This window comes from Enterobacter sp. WI-ESBL-E8, from assembly GCF_053364895.1.
In genome coordinates, this window is the sequence record NZ_JBRWXJ010000001.1 from 4,204,164 (window position 1) to 4,224,020 (window position 19,857).

A 19,857-nucleotide genomic window follows, 5' to 3' on the forward strand; every position below is an offset into this window, starting at 1 on the left:
GCCTAAGCTCCCTGCATGGTTCGGATGCGCGACGCATCCTCTCCCGGCGTGACGCCGAAATAGCGCTTAAACTCCCGACTGAACTGCGACGCGCTTTCATAACCCACCCGCATCGCCGCCGCGCTGGCCTTCATGCCATCGTGGATCATCAGCATTCGCGCCTTATGCAAACGGTAGGTTTTAAGGTATTGCAGCGGCGAGGTGCTGGTCACCGATTTAAAGTTATGGTGAAACGCCGAGACGCTCATGTTCGCTTCCGCGGCCAGCTGGTCGACGCTGAGGTTTTCCGTGTACTGGCTTTCAATACGCTTGAGCACGCGGCTTATCAGGCTAAAGTGGGTCTGTCGGCTCACCAGGGCGAGTAACGCCCCACCGCCGGGCCCCAGCAGCACGTGGTAGAGGATTTCGCGGATAATCTGCTTGCCCAAAATACGCGCATCCAGCGGCCTTTCCATAACGTCCAGCAGACGCTCAATGGCGCAAAGTATCTCTTCTGATAAGGTTGCGGAGTTAATCCCGCTCGACGCCATTGACGGCTGGAAGAGTTCGTCTTCGCCAATCTCCATCAGCAGCTCCTGCAGCTGAAGGATATCAACATTGACGCGGATCCCCGCCAGCGGAACCGCCTCTGTCGCGAAAGTTTCACATTCAAAGGGTAAAGGTACTGTCAGGAGCAAATATTCATTGGTGTCGTACCGGAAGACGCGCTCGTTGATATAGCCAATTTTATGGCCTGAAAAGAGAAAAACGATGCCCGGCTGGTACATCACCGGCGTGCGCGTCCCGGGCTGCGTGCCGTACAGCAGGCGAATATCCGGCAGCAGTTCGCTGATACCTTTTTCGTTATCTATCAGTCTTTTAATCTGCTCAGTGAGCTGATGGCAGATCGCGTCACGATTCATTTTACGTTACTCCGGGTACGGTTTCCGACGCTGACAGTGTGCGTCGTTTTCCGCGCTTTCTCCAGCGCTCTGTAGAAATGGGCAAGACATCGGCAGGAATGTGCATTGAGAGGATATCCCCGGACGGCCACAATGTGCAGCATCAGGTTGCCCTCTGCGCCACCACGATTTTTCACCCACTAAAGGGAACGAGCAATGAACAACTTTAATCTTCACACCCCAACCCGCATTCTGTTTGGTAAAGACGCTATCGCTGACCTGCGCGCGCAGATCCCTGCTGACGCCCGCGTTCTAATCACCTACGGCGGCGGCAGCGTGAAAAAAACCGGCGTGCTGGATCAGGTTTACAGCGCGCTGGACGGCCTCGACGTGCGTGAGTTCGGCGGCATCGAGCCAAACCCGTCTTACGAAACGCTGATGAACGCGGTGAAAATCGCCCGCGAAGAGAAGATCACCTTCCTGCTGGCCGTCGGCGGCGGTTCCGTGCTGGACGGCACCAAGTTCATCGCGGCAGCAGCCCACTACGCTGACGGCGTTGACCCTTGGCACATTCTGGAAACCCGCGGCAGCGACATTAAAAGCGCCATCCCGATGGGCTCCGTGCTGACCCTCCCGGCCACCGGTTCTGAATCCAACAAGGGTGCGGTGATCTCCCGCAAAACCACCGGGGATAAGCAGGCCTTTATGAACGAGCACGTTCAGCCCGTGTTCGCCATCCTGGACCCGGTTTACACTTACACCCTGCCTGCGCGTCAGGTAGCGAACGGCGTGGTCGATGCTTTTGTGCATACCGTTGAGCAATACGTCACCTACCCGGTCGATGCAAAAATTCAGGATCGCTTCGCGGAAGGCATTCTGCTGACGCTGGTCGAAGACGGTCCGAAAGCGCTGAAAGAGCCGGAAAACTATGACGTTCGCGCCAACGTGATGTGGGCGGCAACGCAGGCGCTGAACGGCCTGATCGGGGCTGGCGTGCCGCAGGACTGGGCGACCCACATGCTGGGCCACGAGCTGACGGCGATGCACGGTCTGGATCACGCGCAGACGCTGGCGGTCGTTCTGCCTGCGCTGTGGAACGAAAAACGTGATACCAAACGTGCCAAACTGCTGCAGTACGCCGAGCGCGTGTGGAACATCACCGAGGGTTCTGACGATGCGCGTATTGACGCGGCAATCGAAGCGACCCGCAGCTTCTTCGAAGGCCTGGGCGTGCCAACCCGTCTGTCCGGCTACGGCCTGGACGGCAGTTCCATCCCTGCTCTGCTGGCAAAACTTGAAGAGCACGGCATGACCCAGTTGGGCGAGCACGGCGACATTACGCTGGACGTCAGCCGTCGCATTTACGAAGCGGCGCGCTAAGCGTTTTTGCCCTCCCGACTTTCGTTTTTTGACATTTCGTCCAGACTTAATGCACACCCCATCGCCGGAGTCCCCCTCCGGCGATGCGTACCTGAAGGAGGAAAAATGGCAAACCAAACCGTAATCAAGCTGCAGGACGGCAACGTGATGCCCCAGCTGGGGCTAGGTGTATGGAAAGCCGGTAACGACGAGGTCGTCTCCGCCATTCATAAAGCCCTGGAAGTCGGCTATCGGTCGATTGATACCGCCGCCGCGTACAAAAACGAGGACGGCGTAGGCAATGCCCTGGCCAGCGCCGGCGTTTCCCGCGATGAGCTATTCATCACCACTAAACTCTGGAATGACGATCAAAAGCGCCCCCGCGAAGCCCTGCAGGAAAGCCTGGAGAAACTCCAGCTCGATTTCGTTGACCTGTATCTGATGCACTGGCCGGTTCCGGCCATCGATCACTATGTTGACGCCTGGAAAGGGATGATTGAACTGCAGAAAGAAGGGCTGGTGAAAAGCATTGGCGTCTGTAACTTCCAGGTTCATCACCTGCAGCGCCTGATTGACGAGACGGGCGTCGCGCCTGTGATTAACCAGATTGAACTGCACCCGCTGATGCAGCAGCGCCAGCTTCACGCCTGGAATGCCACGCACAAAATTCAGACCGAATCCTGGAGCCCGCTGGCCCAGGGCGGTGAAGGGGTGTTCGATCAGAAGATTATCCGCGACCTGGCGGATAAATACGGCAAGACGCCGGCACAGATTGTCATTCGCTGGCATCTGGACAACGGTCTGGTGGTGATCCCGAAATCGGTCACGCCGTCGCGCATCGCCGAGAACTTCGACGTCTGGGATTTCCGACTGGACAAAGATGAGCTGGGTGAAATTGCGAAGCTGGATAAGGGCAAGCGTTTAGGGCCCGATCCGGATCAGTTTGGCGGGTAATACCTAAAACGAGCCCGGTCTTCCGCCGGGCTCGTTTTAATCTATAAACCGGACTGACATCTCGCTTCTCCGGGAAGGTCAGGCAATGTGCAAATAACGTTAAACGCTTTCCCTTCAAGTTCATGTGGCCCACCAAGACCGCCGCCTGCTTCAGCTTCATATTTCTTTCCGTTGACACTTATCTGGAGCGGGGTGTGATAAATCCAGTCCATCGGACCTATTGGCAGAAAAAAGCTCCACTCATGCTGGCTCTGAAAAGCAAAACGACCGTTGTCGTCAGAAAGCGTTTGCTCCTTCTCTAATGTTATTTTAGCGCCCGGGACTGGCTTACCTGCGCTGTCGATTAGACGTCCTTCCACTTCTGGCTGTGTCTGGCGGTGCATTACGCAACCGCTTAACGTCAGGCCAATCAGCATCGCTCCCGTCAACTTCTTTATTTTCATTTTGGGCCTCCTGCCCTTATGCAGAAAAAAGCCGGGTGGCGGCTGCGCCTTACCCGGCCTACGTTCTGACCTGTAGGCCCGGTAAGGCGCAGCCGCCACCGGGCATTGTTACAGGTTTAACCGGTCTTACGTTTTACGTTCTTCTTCGTTCCCGCAACACCGTTCGAACGCTGATGCACAATTGGCGTGTGCTTGGTCAGCGCCGGGCGCGTATTGCGATTCTGGCGACGCGCTTCGCGCATCTCATCCAGCGTCGGGGCCGGTACCAGGCAGTCGCGACGCGAGCCGATCAGGTGTTTTTTACCCATCTCTTCCAGCGCCTGACGGATCAGCTGCCAGTTTTTCGGATCGTGGTAGCGCAGCAGCGCCTTGTGCAGACGACGCTGTTTATCCCCTTTCGGCACCACCACCTCTTCACTCTTATAGCCAATCTTACTCAGCGGGTTCTTGCCGGTGTAATACATGGTCGTCGAGTTGGCGAGCGGTGAAGGATAGAAGTTCTGCACCTGATCCAGACGGAAGCGACGCTGCTTCAGCCACAGCGCCAGGTTCACCATGTCCTCATCGCGCGTGCCCGGGTGCGCAGAAATGAAGTAAGGGATCAGATACTGCTCTTTACCCGCCTGCTTCGAATAGGTATCGAACAGCTCTTTAAAGCGATCGTAGCTGCCCATGCCCGGCTTCATCATCTTCGACAGCGGGCCTTCTTCGGTGTGCTCCGGGGCAATCTTCAGATAGCCGCCGACGTGGTGCGTCGCCAGCTCTTTGATGTAGCGCGGATCTTCCACGGCAATGTCGTAACGTACCCCGGAGGCGATCAGGATCTTCTTGATGCCCTTCAGGTCGCGCGCGCGGCGGTAGAGGTTGATCGTCGGCTCGTGGTTGGTGTCCATGTGCTCGCAAATGCTCGGATAGACGCAGGAGAGGCGACGACAGGTTTGCTCCGCGCGCGGCGACTTGCAGCGCAGCATGTACATGTTTGCGGTTGGGCCACCAAGATCGGAGATCACGCCGGTAAAGCCCGGCACCGAGTCGCGAATCGCTTCGATCTCGTTGATGATCGAATCTTCAGAGCGGCTCTGGATAATACGCCCTTCGTGCTCGGTAATGGAGCAGAAAGAGCATCCGCCGAAGCAGCCGCGCATGATGTTGATCGAGAAGCGGATCATCTCATACGCCGGGATACGGGCGTTGCCGTACGCCGGGTGCGGCACGCGCTTGTACGGCAGCGCAAAGACGCTGTCCATCTCTTCGGTAGAGAGCGGGATCGCCGGCGGGTTGATCCAGATAAAGCGCTCGCCGTGCTTCTGCATCAACGCGCGGGCGCAACCCGGGTTGGTTTCATGGTGCAGGATACGGGACGCATGCGCGTAGAGCACCTTGTCGGCTTTCACCTTCTCGTAGGACGGCAGCAGCACATAGGTCTTTTCCCACGGCTTCGGGCGCGGCGGCTGTACGACGATAGCTTTCGCTTCCGCCTTCTTTGGCTCTACCGGCTTGTTATCGGCACACGGCAGATCTTCGCCGTACGGATGTGGGATCGGGTCGATTTTGCCCGGCATATCGATGATACGGGAATCCACCCCGCTCCAGCCCGGCAGTGCCTCTTTCACCATGATGGCGGTGTTGCGCACATCGCGGATGCTGCTCACCGGTTCACCCTGCGACAGACGGTGCGCCACTTCCACCAGCGGACGCTCACCGTTACCGTAAATCAGCATGTCGGCTTTGGAATCCACCAGCACCGAGCGGCGAACGGTATCTGACCAGTAGTCGTAGTGCGCGGTGCGGCGCAGGCTTGCCTCGATGCCGCCCAGGATCACCGGCACGTCTTTCCAGGCTTCTTTACAGCGCTGGGTATACACCAGGGTGGCGCGGTCGGGGCGTTTGCCCGCCACATTATCCGGCGTATAGGCATCGTCATGGCGCAGCTTACGGTCGGCGGTATAGCGGTTGATCATCGAGTCCATGTTACCTGCGGTGACGCCGAAGAACAGGTTCGGTTTACCCAGACGCATAAAGTCGTCTTTGCTGTTCCAGTCAGGCTGGGAGATGATCCCCACACGGAAGCCCTGCGCTTCAAGCATACGGCCACAGATGGCCATCCCGAAGCTCGGATGGTCAACGTAGGCATCGCCCGTGACCAGAATGATATCGCAGCTGTCCCAGCCCAGTTGGTCCATCTCTTCCCGGGACATCGGCAGGAACGGCGCCGGTCCAAAGCAGGCCGCCCAGTACTGGGGCCAGGAGAAGAGGTCACGATCCGGCTGGATCAGGGAAATTGCGCTCATAATGCTTCCGAAGAAAAAATAGACAAAAGGGCGGGGATTATACGCTGGATCGTTGAAGGAATTGAAGGGGTATTTATTGCCCGGTGGCGCTACGCTTACCGGGCCTAAGGGCTTGTAGGTCGGGTAAGGCGAAGCCGCCACCCGACTCGTTTTACGGCGCCGGATTCACCAGCATCTGCCCCACGGAGCCCCTGTCCATCATCTCCAGCGTCTGGCTGTGGAACAGGAACGGGAAGTGCGGCCACGAAGGCTGACCATAGTAGACGAGCAGCTCGACCTGACCATCCACCCAGACGGTATCCTTCCAGCCGCGATCTTCCGGGAACGGCATCGCGCCATTCACGTTGCGAATAAGGAATGACACGCCTTCAATATGGAACGACTGCGGCATATCCGAGCGAACGGTCCAGCGTTCCCAGGTGCCCTGCTGTGCGGTAATGTCGATACGGTTAACGTCCCACAGCGCGCCGTTGATGCCTGGATCGTCGCCCAGGCTGATATCACGGCTGCGCGCCGGAGAGCCGCTCATGATCTCCTGCGGCAGCAGGCGCATTGGCAGGCTATCGGTTACCAGCGGCAGCAGGCCGGTCGGGCGCAGGGTCAGCACCAGCGTGGAGACAAGAATGCTCGACGGTTCAAAGAACCCGCGGATGCGATCCACAATGCTGGCCGCCTCGCCGCAGGTCAACGACACCTCATCCCCGTTGGTCATATCAATGAGAATTTCGCGACGTTCGCCCGGCGAGAGCGCCAGCTGTTTGACGGACACCGGCGCCGGTAAAAAGCCCTGGTCGCCGGAGATCACGTGTAGCGGTCGGCCATCGCTCATCTGGAGCTGATAGCGGCGCGAGTTAGAGGCGTTGAGCAGGCGCAGGCGCACCCAACCACGCGAGACCTCAACGTAGGGGCTTTGTGCGCCGTTGACCAGCAGCGTATCGCCAACAAAGCCACCGCTGCCCGGCTCGCTGTATTCCGGCGTACCGAAATTATCCAGACGTTTGTCCTGGATAATAATCGGGAAATCGTCCACGCCGTAGTGGTTCGGGATCGGCAGAGCTTTACTGACCTCATCCTCAATAAGCCACATTCCGGCAAGGCCGTTATAGACCTGCTGAGCGGTGCGGTTAGGGGTGTTAGCGTGATACCACAGCGTTGCCGCACTCTGGCGGATTGGCAGCACGGGCGCCCAGTCGGCATTGGGTGACATCATGCGCGGGGCCCCCCCCATCAACGGGCCCGGGACCTGTAAGCCGCTGACGGTCATCGCGACATTTTCAGTCGTACGGTTACTGTAAATCAGCTTAACGTCATCGCCGTTCCACACGCGAATGGTTGGGCCAAGGTAGCGCCCATTGATTCCCCATATCTGCGCGCGCGTCCCCTGAGTAAAGGACCAGTGGCTACGCTGCAGGGTCAGGAATAGCGGCTGCCCGCGACGGGATTCAATCAACGGCGGAATGGGCAGCGGCTGCTGCTGCCCGGCGGCGCTGGCTGTCAGCGGCATCGCACCCGCACAAAGGGCGATCCCCGAAGCCTGAATAAACTGACGCCGACTGAGTGACATATAAGCTCCATCTGAAACGACTAACAACGCGGGAATTCGTTTTCCCTTTTAACGCCGGATTAAATCTTACCGGCGGCTTCTCTCTCTGCGACTTCTTTATCGAGTTGCGCAATATGCTGAGCCATCAGCTCACGGCAGTGTGCTGCCAGCTCGCGCACCTGATCTTTACCGTATTTGCTGGTATCGACGGGTGGCAGCATTTCGACAATCACCAGCCCGTTATTCAGGCGGTTAAGATTAATCTTATTCGATGTATTGGAAACGCACACGGGAATAATTGGAACGCCTGCCGCAATTGCGGCATGAAACGCACCGGTTTTAAACGGCAGCAGGCCACGACCACGGCTGCGCGTCCCTTCCGGAAACATCCAGATAGAGATTTTGCGCTTCTTAAAATGATTCACCACTTCGGCGATGGTGCTGTGCGCTTTCGCACGATTATTGCGGTCGATCAGCAAGTTACCGGTCAACCAGTACAGCTGACCGAAAAACGGGATCCACAGCAGGCTCTTTTTCCCCACCGTCACGGTCGGAGGTAAAACGATGTTTGCGGCGGTCACCATATCGTAGTTGTTCTGATGGTTAGCAATATAGATGGCGTTACCGAAATTCTCAGCCCCTTCAGGCAGGCGTTTTTCAACCTTCAGACCAAACAGCGGTGCCAGGCGACCGAACATATGGCCAAAGGTGGCAACATGCTTCGGATTACGCGGGCTGAACAGGCAATAGATGCAGCCGAAGATACAGACCAGAATGCAGTAGATAACGGTAAGAATGAGACGAACAATGTATAGCATAGCGACCTCTGAAGCCCCAACAGCTGACAATTATACTTCACCTGTGGCCAGGTAAGGACTTTATTACGAGCGCGTATTGTTAATCGCAACGCACGAATTAACAACGATTTTACGGGAAATTTTATTGAAATTCCCCCTCCGGACGGAGGGGGATATCACGACATTACTCTTCGCTGTCACCCGTGGTGCTGCGTGCAGGAGAGTCAATCTCCACGCGGTCAATACGCTGCAGACCGCGCATCAGCGAGCCACGGCGACCGCGCTCACCCACCACCTTCTGCAACTCTTCCGGGCGAAGTTTGATTTTACGCTTGCCGACATGAATGGTCAGCGTGCTCTGCGGCGGCAGGAGGAAGAGATGCGCCAGGCCATCTTCGCCTTTCGCGGCTTCCGCCGACGGGATGTTGATGATCTTGTTGCCCTTGCCTTTTGACAGCTCCGGCAGATCGCTGACCGGGAACATCAGCATACGGCCGGCGGTGGTGATTGCCAGCAGCATGTCGCTTTCGTTCTCGATCACCAGCGGCGCCATCACGTGAGCGTTGTCCGGCAGGCTGATCAGCGCCTTACCGGCACGGTTACGGGAGACGAGATCGTTGAAGGTACAGATAAAACCGTACCCCGCATCAGACGCCAGCAGCAGCTTCTGGTCATCGGCTTCCATCAGCATATGGTCAACCGTTGCCCCCGGCGGCAGCGTCAGCTTACCGGTGAGCGGCTCGCCCTGCCCGCGCGCGGAAGGCAGCGTGATCGGGTCGATGGCGTAGCTGCGACCGGTGGAGTCGATAAACGCCACCGGCTGGTTGCTCTTGCCCTTCACCGCCGCTTTGAAGCTGTCGCCCGCCTTGTAGCTGAGCCCCGGTGCGTCGATATCGTGGCCCTTGGCGCTGCGCACCCAGCCGCTCTGAGACAGGACAATAGTCACCGGCTCGGACGGCTGCATGTCGTGCTCGTTCATCGCCTTCGCTTCTTCACGCTCGTGCAGCGGAGAGCGACGGTCGTCGCCAAATGCGTCAGCATCGGCCTGCAGCTCTTTCTTCAGCAGGGTGTTCATCTTGCGTTCGGACGCGAGGATCGCCTGCAGCTGATCGCGCTCTTTTTCCAGCTCGTTCTGCTCGCCGCGGATTTTCATCTCTTCCAGTTTGGCGAGATGGCGCAGCTTCAGTTCGAGGATCGCTTCGGCCTGGGTTTCACTGATGCCAAAGCGCGACATCAGCGCTGGCTTCGGTTCGTCCTCGGTGCGGATGATCTCAATCACTTCGTCGATATTGAGGAACGCCACCAGCAAACCTTCGAGGATATGCAGGCGCTTAAGCACTTTTTCCAGACGGTGGTTCAGACGGCGTCGTACCGTATCGCGGCGGAACGTCAACCATTCGCTGAGGATCTCCAGCAGGTTTTTCACCGCCGGGCGACCGTCGAGGCCGATCATGTTCAGGTTAATGCGGTAGCTTTTTTCCAGATCGGTGGTGGCGAACAGGTGGTTCATCACCTGCTCCATATCCACGCGGTTAGAGCGCGGCACGATCACCAGACGGGTCGGGTTCTCGTGGTCGGATTCGTCGCGCAGGTCGTCCACCATCGGCAGCTTTTTATTGCGCATCTGGGAGGCGATCTGCTCCAGTACTTTTGCACCGGAGACCTGATGCGGCAGCGCGGTGATCACCACGGCGCCGTCTTCTTTATTCCACACCGCGCGCATGCGCACGGAGCCGCGACCGTTTTGGTAGATTTTGCGGATTTCCGCGCGCGAGGTGATGATTTCGGCTTCGGTCGGGTAATCCGGCCCCTGCACGATATCCAGCAGCTCGTCCAGCGAGGTTTTCGGCTGCTCGATCAGGGTGATGGCGGCTTTCGCCACTTCACGCAGGTTGTGCGGCGGAATGTCCGTCGCCATACCGACCGCGATACCGGTGGTGCCGTTCAGCAGGATATTCGGCAGACGCGCAGGCAGCATCTTCGGCTCCTGCATCGTACCGTCGAAGTTAGGCACCCAGTCAACGGTTCCCTGGCCCAGCTCGCCCAGCAGCACTTCGGCATATTTTGACAGGCGGGATTCGGTATAACGCATCGCCGCGAAGGATTTCGGATCGTCCGGTGCCCCCCAGTTCCCCTGCCCATCCACCAGCGGATAGCGGTAAGAGAACGGCTGGGCCATCAGCACCATCGCTTCATAGCAGGCGCTGTCGCCGTGCGGATGGTATTTACCCAGCACATCACCGACGGTACGGGCGGATTTCTTGAACTTGGCGGTGGCGTTCAGCCCCAGCTCGGACATCGCATAGACGATGCGGCGCTGAACGGGCTTCAGGCCATCCCCGATAAACGGCAACGCCCTGTCCATGATGACGTACATGGAGTAGTTCAGGTAGGCGTTTTCCGTGAATTCATGTAGCGCGAGGCGCTCTGCCATATCGCTCATTACGTGTGATTCCTCAACTCAGAAACCGATGGGTTTCAGGCAATATTGCCGCAGATACTACCCTATCTGGCGAGTTGAGTCACAAAGAAAAAGGGCCGCTTATGCGGCCCTTTCCGGGTTATTTGTTCAGCTTAATAACCTGCTTCACGTCGATTTCGAAATCGTTCCACTCTTTATCGACCTTGCCCTGGATTTCCACCTTATCCTGCGGGGTAACGGTCACGCCGTTCCAGCGCTTGTGGTCAATCTCGACGTTTACCGTGCCGGTCTCATCGCGGAAGGTGTAGCGGTCGTCGGACAGGCGCTGGGTGATGTTCCCGCGCAGCTTCACCCAGCTGTCGTCCTTCATCTCTTTTACCTTCACCGCGGTGGTGAGGTTCGCGTCATTATCGACAAAACCGCCTGCCTGCGTTTGGGTCTGGGTTGGTGCGGCAGACGGGCCGTTAAATCCGCCCTGCGCGGCAAAAACGGGGGCAGTGGTCATCATCATGATGGCGGCAATAGCAGCGAATTTTTTCATATTAACTCTCCCTTTAATCTGGTTTCGCAAACCATTTAACAGGGTAATCCTTAACAACTTCTTAAGGGAAAAATTTATTTATTTTTACTGTACAGCAGGCGCTTACAGAGGGTTTACTGGCGGCATCACGGAGGGAACATGCGCATTTTACTGGTAGAAGACGACACCTTAATCGGCGACGGTATTAAGACGGGATTAGGCAAAATGGGCTTTAGCGTGGACTGGTTTACCGATGGAAAAACCGGCCAGGCCGCCCTCGCTTCTGCGCCTTATGATGCCGTGGTGCTGGATCTGACGCTGCCGGAAGTCGACGGGCTTGAGATCCTGCGCGCGTGGCGCGAAAGCGGGCGCAGCGAGCCGGTACTGATCCTGACCGCGCGGGATGCGCTTAACCAGCGCGTCGAAGGGCTGCGCCTGGGCGCGGATGATTATCTCTGTAAGCCCTTCGCGCTGATTGAAGTGGGGGCTCGCCTCGAAGCGCTGGTCCGCCGCAGCCACGGCCAGGCGTGCAGCGCGCTACGCCACGGTAAGGTTACGCTCGATCCAACCCGCCTCGTCGCCACGCTGGACAACGCTCCCCTGACGCTAAAGCCCAAAGAGTTTGCACTGCTTGAGCTGTTAATGCGTAACGCGGGCCGGGTGCTGCCGCGAAAGCTTATCGAGGAAAAACTCTATACCTGGGACGATGATGTCTCCAGCAACGCCATCGAGGTTCATGTCCATCACCTGCGCCGCAAGCTTGGCAGCGAGTTTATCCGCACCGTGCACGGCATCGGCTATACCCTGGGTGACGCATGAAGCTGAGCCTGAAGCTGCGCCTGACGATTCTCTTCCTGCTGCTGTCGCTTGCGGCCTGGTTTACCGCCAGCCTGGTCGCCTGGCAGCAGACCACCCACAAGCTCGACAAGCTCTTTGATACCCAGCAGATGCTGTTTGCCAAACGGCTGCTGACGATGGATCTCGACGAGCTTCGCGCGCCTGAACGCATGCGCGAAGTGCCCAAAAAAGCCAAACACGGACACCTGGACGACGACGCGCTGGCGTTCGCCATCTACGCCGTCGACGGCAAAATGATCCTCAACGACGGTGAAAACGGCCGCGATATTCCGTACCACTATCGCCGCGACGGGTTCGATAATGGGCAGCTGCAGGACGACAACGACGAATGGCGCTTCTTATGGCTGACGTCGCCTGACGGGAAGTACCGCGTGGTGGTCGGCCAGGAGTGGGAGTACCGGCAGGATATGGCGCTGGACGTGGTCAGCTCGCAGCTCACGCCGTGGCTGGTGGCGCTGCCCGTGATGCTGCTGTTGCTAATCTTCCTGCTAAGCCGCGAGCTGAAGCCGCTGAAAAATCTGGCGCAGACGTTGCGTTCTCGCTCACCGGATGCCACCGATAAACTGCCGACGGAGGGTGTACCAACCGAAGTGCGCCCCCTGCTCGACGCGCTGAATCATCTCTTCGCACGCACTCAGGAGATGATGACCCGCGAGCGCCGCTTTACCTCCGATGCCGCCCACGAATTGCGCAGCCCGCTGGCGGCCCTGAAGGTGCAAACCGATGTGGCGCAGCTTTCCCAGGACGATCCGCAGGCGCGGGAAAAAGCGCTGATGCAGCTGCATGCGGGTATCGACCGCGCCTCCCGGCTGGTGGATCAACTCCTCACGCTGTCGCGTCTGGACTCGCTGGATAATCTTGACGATGTCGAACCGATTACCCTGGCCGATTTACTGCAGTCGGCCGTGCTGGATATCTGGCATCCGGCCCGGCAGGCGGGCATTGATATTCGCCTGAACATCCATGCGCCAGAGGTTACGCGCACGGGCCAGCAGCTGCTCCTGAGCCTGCTGGTGCGCAACCTGCTGGATAACGCGATTCGCTACAGCCCGCGCGGCAGCGTGGTGGACGTGACGCTGGACCCGCGCAGCTTTACCGTTCGCGACAACGGCCCCGGTATTTCACCTGATGCGCTGGCGCGCATCGGCGAACGCTTTTATCGTCCGCCTGGCCAGGATGCCACGGGCAGCGGGCTGGGGATATCTATCGTCAGACGCATTGCCGCACTGCATGGGATGCACGTCTCGCTGAACAATGCGCCTGCAGGGGGCTTTGAAGTAAAGGTCAGTTGGTAAGGGATTATTGCATTTAACGCAAAAGACTTTGCACATTTTGCTTATTTTACCGCACCGTCCTCGCGCGTAGAATACTCGCCATACTCTCATCACCGAGGACAAATAATGAGCAACATTCTGATTATCAATGGCGCAAAAGAATTCGCACACTCTAAAGGCCAGCTGAATGACACCCTGACCGAGGTCGCGGACGGTTTCCTGCGCGACGCCGGGCATGATGTTAAGGTCGTGCGCGCGGACAGCAATTACGACGTGAAGGCCGAAGTGCAGAACTTCCTGTGGGCCGACGTGGTGATCTGGCAGATGCCGGGCTGGTGGATGGGCGCGCCGTGGACCGTGAAAAAATACATGGACGACGTGTTCACCGAAGGCCACGGCTCACTGTATGCCAGCGACGGCCGCACCCGCTCCGATGCCTCTAAAAAATATGGCTCCGGCGGCCTGATTCAGGGCAAAAAATACATGCTGTCCCTGACCTGGAACGCGCCGATGGAAGCGTTCACCGAGAAAGATCAGTTCTTCGAAGGCGTGGGCGTTGACGGCGCGTACCTGCCGTTCCACAAGGCTAACCAGTTCCTGGGAATGGATCCGCTGCCGACCTTTATCGTCAACGACGTGATTAAAATGCCTGATGTCCCGAGCTATATCGCAGAATATCGCAAGCATCTCGCGGAAATTTTTGCTTAACTGGTACCCTGGAATTAAAGGAGTAGTCACAATGCTTACCGTTATTGCAGAAATCCGTACTCGTCCAGGTCAACATCACCGCCAGGCGGTGCTGGATCAGTTCGCGAAAATTATCCCGACCGTACTGAAAGAAGAAGGTTGCCACGGCTACGCGCCGATGGTGGATGCCGCCACTGACGCCAGCTTCCAGGCGACCGCACCAGACTCGATCATCATGGTTGAGCAGTGGGAAACGGTCGCGCATCTTGAAGCGCACCTGCAGACCGCGCACATGAAAGCGTGGAGCGAGGCGGTGAAGGGTGACGTGCTGGAAACCCACATCCGCATTCTGGAGCAAGGGGTTTAAGTTTCCCCTCACCCAGCCCTCTCCCACGGGGAGAGGGAGAACATATCCAGGCCCGGTGAGCGTCAGCGCTACCGGGCTTTTTTTTATCGGCTTAAAACTCAACTGCTATGCTTATTCTGACTTCATGATTAACAGGAGGATGGAATGGGTCTTTTTAACTTCGTAAAAGAAGCAGGCGAAAAGCTATGGGATAACCTGACCGATCATAAAGGCCAGAGCGACAAAATCACCGAGCATCTCAAAAAACTCAATATTCCCGGTTCAGATAAGGTTCAGGTTAACGTCACCGACGGCAAAGCCAGCGTGACGGGCGACGGGCTGACCCAGGAGCAGAAAGAGAAAATCCAGGTTGCCGTCGGGAACATCGCGGGCGTCAGCGAGGTGGAGAACAACATCACCGCGACCGATGCCAAAGATGAAGCCACCTACTACACGGTGAAATCCGGCGATACGCTGAGCGCTATCTCCAAAACCGTGTACGGTGATGCCAACCAGTACAATAAGATTTTTGAGGCTAACCGCCCGATGCTCTCCAGCCCGGATAAAATCTATCCTGGCCAGACGCTGCGTATTCCTAAAGCGTAATCCGCGAGCCGGGGAAATCAGCTGCTTTTCTTCCCCGGTTTTAACCCACGATGTAGCTCGTTGATGCGCTTCATGGACTTGATGGTGCGCTGCGGCTCGGTGGAGGCGACGGATAAAATGATCATCTCCAGACACAGCAGCACCGTGCCGTGGAGCGGGATTTTGCCCTTTTCGCCGCCACGCGGAACGTGGATCACCACGCTGGCCTCCTTACTGAAACGCGAGTCAAGGGCGTTGGTCAGCAGGATCGTTGGGATGCCCAGACGTTTAGCTTCACGCAGCGTGGTTTGCCCCTCCCGGTGCGCGGACTTCTGCGCCATCATCACCAGCACGTCGCCGCGCTGAAGCGCAATCAGCTGTTCGGCAAGCCCTATCCCGGTGCGGTTAAGCGGCGTGGCGGGTAACCCCATGCGGCTGAACAGCCTGGCGGTGTACTCGGCCAGAATGCCTGATGCGCCAATGCCAAATATGGCAACCTGCCTCGCCTGCGCCAGCAGGGAAACCGCCTGCGCCATCGCGTAGCGGTTATGCGGCTCGGATAACACGTTGCAGGTGTGTTGATGCCCCTCCAGCACAAAATCGATGCTCGCGTTGACGTCGCTGGCAAGCGTATTCACCGTGGTGGAGATCTTTTCGCTGGACGTCACCACCGGACCAAACCACTGCTCCAGGGTCTGCTTCAGATCGCGCAGCCCGGCGAAACCCAGCGCCTGGATGGCGCGAACCACCGTGGCGTCCGAGGTTTTCAGCCCAGCAGCAATCTCCATTGCCGTCTGCTCCATCACCGCTTCGCGGTTATCGTGGATATAGCGTGCGACCTGCAGCAGGCGCGGCGACAGCTGATGCGCGCGGGCGCGAAAGCGGTCGCCATAGACATCCACGCGTCCCTTCTCTTTGCGAATCACCGTGACGCCTCCGGCAGCGGACGCCCGGCAATCTGCGACTGCACCTGCGCGGCCATCAGCCCTAACGAGGCGAACGAATTCGAGATCGCCTCTTCACGCGAGATCAGCACATAATGCCCGGTCCGGCAGGCATTCAGGAACTGACACCAGCCCGGCATCACCGCATCCATCGCCGCCAGCTCGTCCTGCGGTTTACCGCCGGTATCCCCGCGCCAGGTGGCAAACACAAAATCGGCATCCAGCTCCGGCAGGCGCTCGGCGCTGACGTCAATTCGTCCCCCTTCCGGGATGGACTCAATCAGCGGCGGGAAGGTGAACCCGGCATCACGGAGCACGCGGCCCAGCGAGTGGTAGCTGTGCATGGCGTTAATCTTCCCCTGATTCGCCTGAATCACGGACACGCTAATTTTGCGGGTATCCACCGTCGCTTTCAGCGCCTCGATCTGCTCCTGATAGCGACGCTCAAGGATCGCCAGCCGCGCCTGCGTGCCCGTGAGCTGCGCCAGCTTGCGGTAGATCTCCGGGGCGCCGCCATCGAGATGATCGATGCTGACCGTCGGGGCAATTTTTGCCAGCTGTTCCACCGGCGTGTTACGGGTCGGCTCGGTCACGATCAGATCGGGCTTTGCGGCGGCGATCGCTTCAATGTCGATATCTGCCGTGCCGATAAATTTGATGTCGGAATTATCGAAGTCGACGCCCGTCAACATCCCGCTGGAGCGCAGAAAATGGCTGCCGTCCGGCCGCGTACGGCCATGGCTCGCCACCGGCGGCACGCCTAACTCAATCAGCGGAATGGTGATATCCAAATCGTGTAATGAGACAATCCGCTTCGGATGAACCGGCACAACGACCTTGCGTCCCAAATCGTCGGTAAATACCTGAGTCGGCTCCGCCGCGCTCACCGCAAACCCCACCAGCAACAGCATCGAAAATACTACGCGCATCACAGTCCCCTAAAATCTGTCCCGACGCTGCCAGAGCAGCAGCAGGAAAAACGGTCCGCCAATCAGTGAAATCACAATTCCCGCCGGCAGCTGCAGCGGGAGGAATGCCAAACGGCCAACGTTATCCGCCAGCAGCACCAGCAGCGCGCCCAGCACGGCGCTTCCCGCCAGGAGCGCGGTTTGCCCACCGCGCAGCAGCAGGCGTGCCATATGCGGGGCAATCAGCCCCACGAAACCAATACTGCCCACGCAGGAGACGCTGGCCGCCGTCAGCACCACCGGGGCGAGAACCCGCAGCAGCGCCAGCCGGGTTGTGCGAACGCCAAGACCCGTAGCGGCCTGATTGCCGAGCAACGCCACGTCCGCGGCCCGCGCGGTTAACAGCAGCAGCGCAACCGCGGGAGCCGCCCAGAGTGCGGCCAGTCCCACCAGCGTCCAGTTAGCCGCGTGCAGGCTTCCCGTCAGCCAGAGCATCGCCGTCTGCACGTCGCGTACGTCAGCGGTGGTAATAAAGACGCCCATTGCCGCGGCAAATGCCCACGACACGCCGATACCGATCAGGATGAATCGCGGGCGCGAGATATCGCGCGCCAGGGCTATCACCAGCAGCGCGGTGAACAGCCCGCCGGCCATCCCGACCAGCGGGCGCCAGGCCAGACCCAGCGCCGGGAACTGAAAAATCAGCAGCAGTACCGCCGCGCTACAGCCCTCTTTCACGCCGATAAGCCCCGGGTCAGCCAGGCCATTGCGAGTAATTGACTGCATTGCCGCCCCAGCCATGCCGAGCATGGCGCCGCTCAGTATTGCCATCAGCAAGCGCGGCAGGCGGATGTCCATCACGATGTAGCGCGCCTCCGCCGTCAGGCTTTCAGGATAAAACAGCGCGCGCCCGACATCGGATGTGGGAATGGGCAGGGAACCGTGCGTCAGGCCAAAACCGGTCAGCAGGCAGGCGGCCAGCGCCAGGATGACCAGACACGCCAGCGCCTTTGGACGAACCAGCGCCGAGAAAGCGCCAACGCGCAGCGCGCGCAGTCCGGCGCGGTTCATTTAAATATCCTCGAGGCCATGAAGATAAAGACGGGGGCACCAGCCAGCGCGGTCATAATGCCGGTTGCCAGCTCCCAGGGCGTAAAGAGCGTGCGGGCGGCGATATCCGCCAGCAGCAAAACCAATGCGCCGCACAGGGCAGACAGCGGCACCATCGCACGTAGATCGACCGACACCAGACGGCGAATGAGCTGCGGCACCACAAGGCCGATAAAGCCAATCGGCCCGGCGATGGAGACGGCCGCGCCGCAGAGCAGCGCGATGGCCAACAGGGCAAGCAGGCGGGTTTTCAGCAGCGACACGCCAAGCCCCTGGGCCATTCTGTCGCCCAGCGCCAGCATGTTGAGAGAAGGTGACAGTCCGATAGCGAGAACCAAGCCGGCTGCTGCAGCCCACAGGGCGCTCTGCAGCGTCTGTGCGTTAACCCCGGCTAAATCCCCCGCAAGCCAGGTACGCAGGGAGAGCAGCGTCTGTTCGTCCAGAATCAACACGGCGGCGGTGACTGACGAGGCAAAAGCCGACATCGCGACGCCGTACAGGGTGATTTTCATCGGCGTGAGCCCGGTGCGACCGGAAGAGGAGAACATCAGCACCAGTAAAAACAGCGTGGCGGCACCGGCGGCGGCAATAAGCGGCTGGCCAACCGGCAGGGTCAGCCCCAGCGCGCTCGTCAGCACCACCGCCAGCGCCGCCCCGGCATTAAGCCCCAGAATATGCGGCTCGCCCAGCGGGTTGCGGATGACCGACTGCAATAATACCCCCGCCACGCCCAGCGCCGCGCCGGTCACCGTGGCGGCAATGAGGCGTAACAGGCGCAGCCTGATGATGACGTTATGGTCGAAATTATGCGGGTCGAAAGCGAAAAAAGCCTGGGCCACCGTCCAGGGAGGAATAACGCGCGCGCCGATCCCGAGGTGTGCAACCGCTGCCGCCGCCAGCAGGAGCGCAAAAAGGATAAATGCCAGAGACGTGCGCATCATCATTTTTCTGCGACCTGGCGAAAGGGCATAAAGAACGGCTTGCCGGTCAGCGGGTTAATGGACATATGCACGTCGACATCGAACACCGCTTTAATTAGCTCCGGCGTGCAGACGTCGCCTTCATGCAATACCCCCTCCACTTTTCCCTGGCGTAAAAAGACCAGCGAATCGCCGTAGTTCACCGCGAAGTTGAGATCGTGTAGCACCACCACCACGGTACGTCCGTGCTGGCGGGTCAGGGCGTGCAGCAGCTCCAGGATCTCCACCTGATAGCGGAGGTCGAGAAACGTCGTGGGCTCGTCAAGCAGGATATACGGCGTTTGCTGCGCCAGCGCCATGGCAATCCAGCAGCGCTGGCGCTGGCCGCCGGACAAGCTTTCGACCGGCAGGTGCGCAAAGTCTGCCGTGCCGGTCAGGCGCAGGGCCTCTTCCACCGCCAGCTCGTCTTCGTCACTCCACTGACGCATAAAATTTTGCCAGGGAAACCGCCCGCGCGAGACCAGATCGAAGACGGTTAACCCTTCCGGCAGCAGCGGAGACTGGGGCAGAATGCCAAGCTCGCGGGCAACCGCTTTGGTTGGCTGCTCATGAATGGCTTTGCCGTCCAGCAGCGCGGTTCCCCCAAGCGGCTGCAGCAGCCGCGCGATAGTACTTAACAGCGTTGATTTCCCGCAGCCGTTCGCCCCTACCAGCACCGTCATTTTCTGCTGAGGGATCGCAAGGGAGATCTCATCAATGATGATTTTTTTCTGATAGCCCGCAGAGAGGTTCTCCAGAACCAGTCCCGGTTTGTTTGTGTTGTGAGCCACGTGAACGCCAACGTAATGAAAAAAATAACAAATAAAAATAAAACTCATTCTCTTTTGAGAGTTTGACGCCGCGCTATGTAGTAGTCAAGAGAAGAAACACCCTGAAAACACAAGGGGTAAACGGAAGGCATTACAAAAAACACCAAAATAATAAAAGCTTTAATTTCAATGAATTGAATGTTATT

General features: G+C 58.6%; 19 protein-coding genes. 7 read left to right on the forward strand and 12 right to left on the reverse strand.

All coding sequences use genetic code 11. The features are described 5' to 3' along the window. Positions 1-2: 2 nt before the first annotated feature. The gene (locus tag ACWHWP_RS19910) at positions 3-902 is read right to left on the reverse strand and encodes an AraC family transcriptional regulator (RefSeq protein ID WP_063957075.1); all 900 of its coding nucleotides are present in this window, start codon (positions 900-902) and stop codon (positions 3-5) included. A 195-nt stretch (positions 903-1,097) separates the two neighbouring features. On the opposite strand from ACWHWP_RS19910, the gene yqhD reads away from it, so the two are divergent. Both yqhD and dkgA read left to right on the forward strand, forming a co-directional pair. After that, on the forward strand, positions 1,098-2,261 hold the full coding sequence (yqhD, locus tag ACWHWP_RS19915) for an alcohol dehydrogenase (protein WP_063431001.1): 1,164 nt from the start codon (positions 1,098-1,100) through the stop codon (positions 2,259-2,261). 105 nt (positions 2,262-2,366) lie between these two features. Further along, entirely contained in the window at positions 2,367-3,194 is an 828-nt protein-coding gene (gene dkgA / locus ACWHWP_RS19920; RefSeq protein WP_063957079.1) for a 2,5-didehydrogluconate reductase DkgA, read from the forward strand. A gap of 41 nt (positions 3,195-3,235) precedes the next feature. Here dkgA and ACWHWP_RS19925 read toward each other — a convergent pair whose 3' ends face one another. The 6 genes from ACWHWP_RS19925 to ACWHWP_RS19950 form a co-directional block, all read right to left on the reverse strand. Beyond that, the gene (locus tag ACWHWP_RS19925) at positions 3,236-3,637 is read right to left on the reverse strand and encodes a carboxypeptidase-like regulatory domain-containing protein (RefSeq protein ID WP_059312557.1); all 402 of its coding nucleotides are present in this window, start codon (positions 3,635-3,637) and stop codon (positions 3,236-3,238) included. A 116-nt stretch (positions 3,638-3,753) separates the two neighbouring features. Further along, on the reverse strand, positions 3,754-5,928 hold the full coding sequence (locus ACWHWP_RS19930) for a YgiQ family radical SAM protein (protein ID WP_447856193.1): 2,175 nt from the start codon (positions 5,926-5,928) through the stop codon (positions 3,754-3,756). Positions 5,929-6,079: 151 nt separating this feature from the next. Beyond that, a complete protein-coding gene (gene ftsP / locus ACWHWP_RS19935) occupies positions 6,080-7,492 on the reverse strand; it encodes a cell division protein FtsP (protein WP_059310604.1) in 1,413 nt (470 codons plus the stop codon). 59 nt (positions 7,493-7,551) lie between these two features. Next, positions 7,552-8,289: a 1-acylglycerol-3-phosphate O-acyltransferase gene (plsC, locus tag ACWHWP_RS19940; RefSeq protein WP_029740707.1), complete on the reverse strand. Its 738-nt coding sequence runs from the start codon at positions 8,287-8,289 to the stop codon at positions 7,552-7,554. Positions 8,290-8,452: 163 nt separating this feature from the next. Then, on the reverse strand, positions 8,453-10,711 hold the full coding sequence (gene parC, locus ACWHWP_RS19945; protein WP_063957085.1) for a DNA topoisomerase IV subunit A: 2,259 nt from the start codon (positions 10,709-10,711) through the stop codon (positions 8,453-8,455). Positions 10,712-10,829: 118 nt separating this feature from the next. Then, entirely contained in the window at positions 10,830-11,231 is a 402-nt protein-coding gene (locus tag ACWHWP_RS19950; RefSeq protein WP_047347838.1) for a YgiW/YdeI family stress tolerance OB fold protein, read from the reverse strand. 138 nt (positions 11,232-11,369) lie between these two features. On the opposite strand from ACWHWP_RS19950, the gene qseB reads away from it, so the two are divergent. The 5 genes from qseB (at position 11,370) to lysM (ending at position 14,981) form a co-directional block, all read left to right on the forward strand. Then, a complete protein-coding gene (gene qseB / locus ACWHWP_RS19955; protein ID WP_059310602.1) occupies positions 11,370-12,029 on the forward strand; it encodes a quorum sensing response regulator transcription factor QseB in 660 nt (219 codons plus the stop codon). Continuing rightward, complete coding sequence (qseC, locus tag ACWHWP_RS19960; protein ID WP_447856194.1) at positions 12,026-13,363, forward strand: quorum sensing histidine kinase QseC; 1,338 nt, start codon at positions 12,026-12,028, stop codon at positions 13,361-13,363. The genes qseB and qseC overlap by 4 nt, the downstream gene beginning before the upstream one ends. A 105-nt stretch (positions 13,364-13,468) precedes the next feature. Beyond that, positions 13,469-14,050 (forward strand): NAD(P)H-dependent oxidoreductase, encoded by a 582-nt coding sequence (locus tag ACWHWP_RS19965; RefSeq protein ID WP_047347835.1) that lies wholly within the window; start codon positions 13,469-13,471, stop codon positions 14,048-14,050. 31 nt (positions 14,051-14,081) lie between these two features. Beyond that, complete coding sequence (locus ACWHWP_RS19970; protein WP_059310600.1) at positions 14,082-14,396, forward strand: putative quinol monooxygenase; 315 nt, start codon at positions 14,082-14,084, stop codon at positions 14,394-14,396. Between the two features lie 144 nt (positions 14,397-14,540). Further along, positions 14,541-14,981, forward strand: a complete 441-nt coding sequence (gene lysM / locus ACWHWP_RS19975; protein WP_003862507.1) for a peptidoglycan-binding protein LysM — start codon at positions 14,541-14,543, stop codon at positions 14,979-14,981. Positions 14,982-14,998: 17 nt separating this feature from the next. Here the strand turns inward: lysM and ACWHWP_RS19980 are convergent, their stop codons facing one another. Genes ACWHWP_RS19980 through ACWHWP_RS20000 form a run of 5 tightly spaced genes read right to left on the reverse strand, consistent with a single transcriptional unit; the run spans position 14,999 to position 19,672 of the window. Then, positions 14,999-15,886 (reverse strand): MurR/RpiR family transcriptional regulator, encoded by an 888-nt coding sequence (locus tag ACWHWP_RS19980; RefSeq protein ID WP_063431012.1) that lies wholly within the window; start codon positions 15,884-15,886, stop codon positions 14,999-15,001. Further along, a complete protein-coding gene (locus tag ACWHWP_RS19985) occupies positions 15,883-16,833 on the reverse strand; it encodes an iron-siderophore ABC transporter substrate-binding protein (protein ID WP_063431014.1) in 951 nt (316 codons plus the stop codon). The genes ACWHWP_RS19980 and ACWHWP_RS19985 overlap by 4 nt, the downstream gene beginning before the upstream one ends. Positions 16,834-16,842: 9 nt before the next feature. Further along, complete coding sequence (locus ACWHWP_RS19990; protein ID WP_447856195.1) at positions 16,843-17,883, reverse strand: FecCD family ABC transporter permease; 1,041 nt, start codon at positions 17,881-17,883, stop codon at positions 16,843-16,845. Next, positions 17,880-18,863, reverse strand: coding sequence for a FecCD family ABC transporter permease (locus tag ACWHWP_RS19995; RefSeq protein ID WP_447856721.1), 984 nt, complete (start codon positions 18,861-18,863; stop codon positions 17,880-17,882). The genes ACWHWP_RS19990 and ACWHWP_RS19995 overlap by 4 nt, the downstream gene beginning before the upstream one ends. Further along, positions 18,863-19,672: an ABC transporter ATP-binding protein gene (locus ACWHWP_RS20000; protein WP_063432443.1), complete on the reverse strand. Its 810-nt coding sequence runs from the start codon at positions 19,670-19,672 to the stop codon at positions 18,863-18,865. The genes ACWHWP_RS19995 and ACWHWP_RS20000 overlap by 1 nt, the downstream gene beginning before the upstream one ends. Positions 19,673-19,857: the final 185 nt, after the last annotated feature.

Coding starts and splice junctions, on each gene's coding strand:
- qseB (WP_059310602.1), top strand. CDS start 11,370: ATGCGCATTTTACTGGTAGAAGACGACACCTTAATCGGCGACGGTATT.
- dkgA (WP_063957079.1), top strand. CDS start 2,367: ATGGCAAACCAAACCGTAATCAAGCTGCAGGACGGCAACGTGATGCCC.
- qseC (WP_447856194.1), top strand. CDS start 12,026: ATGAAGCTGAGCCTGAAGCTGCGCCTGACGATTCTCTTCCTGCTGCTG.
- ACWHWP_RS19995 (WP_447856721.1), bottom strand. CDS start 18,863: ATGATGCGCACGTCTCTGGCATTTATCCTTTTTGCGCTCCTGCTGGCG.
- ACWHWP_RS19970 (WP_059310600.1), top strand. CDS start 14,082: ATGCTTACCGTTATTGCAGAAATCCGTACTCGTCCAGGTCAACATCAC.
- lysM (WP_003862507.1), top strand. CDS start 14,541: ATGGGTCTTTTTAACTTCGTAAAAGAAGCAGGCGAAAAGCTATGGGAT.
- ACWHWP_RS19965 (WP_047347835.1), top strand. CDS start 13,469: ATGAGCAACATTCTGATTATCAATGGCGCAAAAGAATTCGCACACTCT.
- ACWHWP_RS19925 (WP_059312557.1), bottom strand. CDS start 3,637: ATGAAAATAAAGAAGTTGACGGGAGCGATGCTGATTGGCCTGACGTTA.
- ACWHWP_RS19930 (WP_447856193.1), bottom strand. CDS start 5,928: ATGAGCGCAATTTCCCTGATCCAGCCGGATCGTGACCTCTTCTCCTGG.
- plsC (WP_029740707.1), bottom strand. CDS start 8,289: ATGCTATACATTGTTCGTCTCATTCTTACCGTTATCTACTGCATTCTG.
- ACWHWP_RS19990 (WP_447856195.1), bottom strand. CDS start 17,883: ATGAACCGCGCCGGACTGCGCGCGCTGCGCGTTGGCGCTTTCTCGGCG.
- yqhD (WP_063431001.1), top strand. CDS start 1,098: ATGAACAACTTTAATCTTCACACCCCAACCCGCATTCTGTTTGGTAAA.
- ACWHWP_RS19910 (WP_063957075.1), bottom strand. CDS start 902: ATGAATCGTGACGCGATCTGCCATCAGCTCACTGAGCAGATTAAAAGA.
- parC (WP_063957085.1), bottom strand. CDS start 10,711: ATGAGCGATATGGCAGAGCGCCTCGCGCTACATGAATTCACGGAAAAC.
- ftsP (WP_059310604.1), bottom strand. CDS start 7,492: ATGTCACTCAGTCGGCGTCAGTTTATTCAGGCTTCGGGGATCGCCCTT.
- ACWHWP_RS19950 (WP_047347838.1), bottom strand. CDS start 11,231: ATGAAAAAATTCGCTGCTATTGCCGCCATCATGATGATGACCACTGCC.
- ACWHWP_RS19985 (WP_063431014.1), bottom strand. CDS start 16,833: ATGCGCGTAGTATTTTCGATGCTGTTGCTGGTGGGGTTTGCGGTGAGC.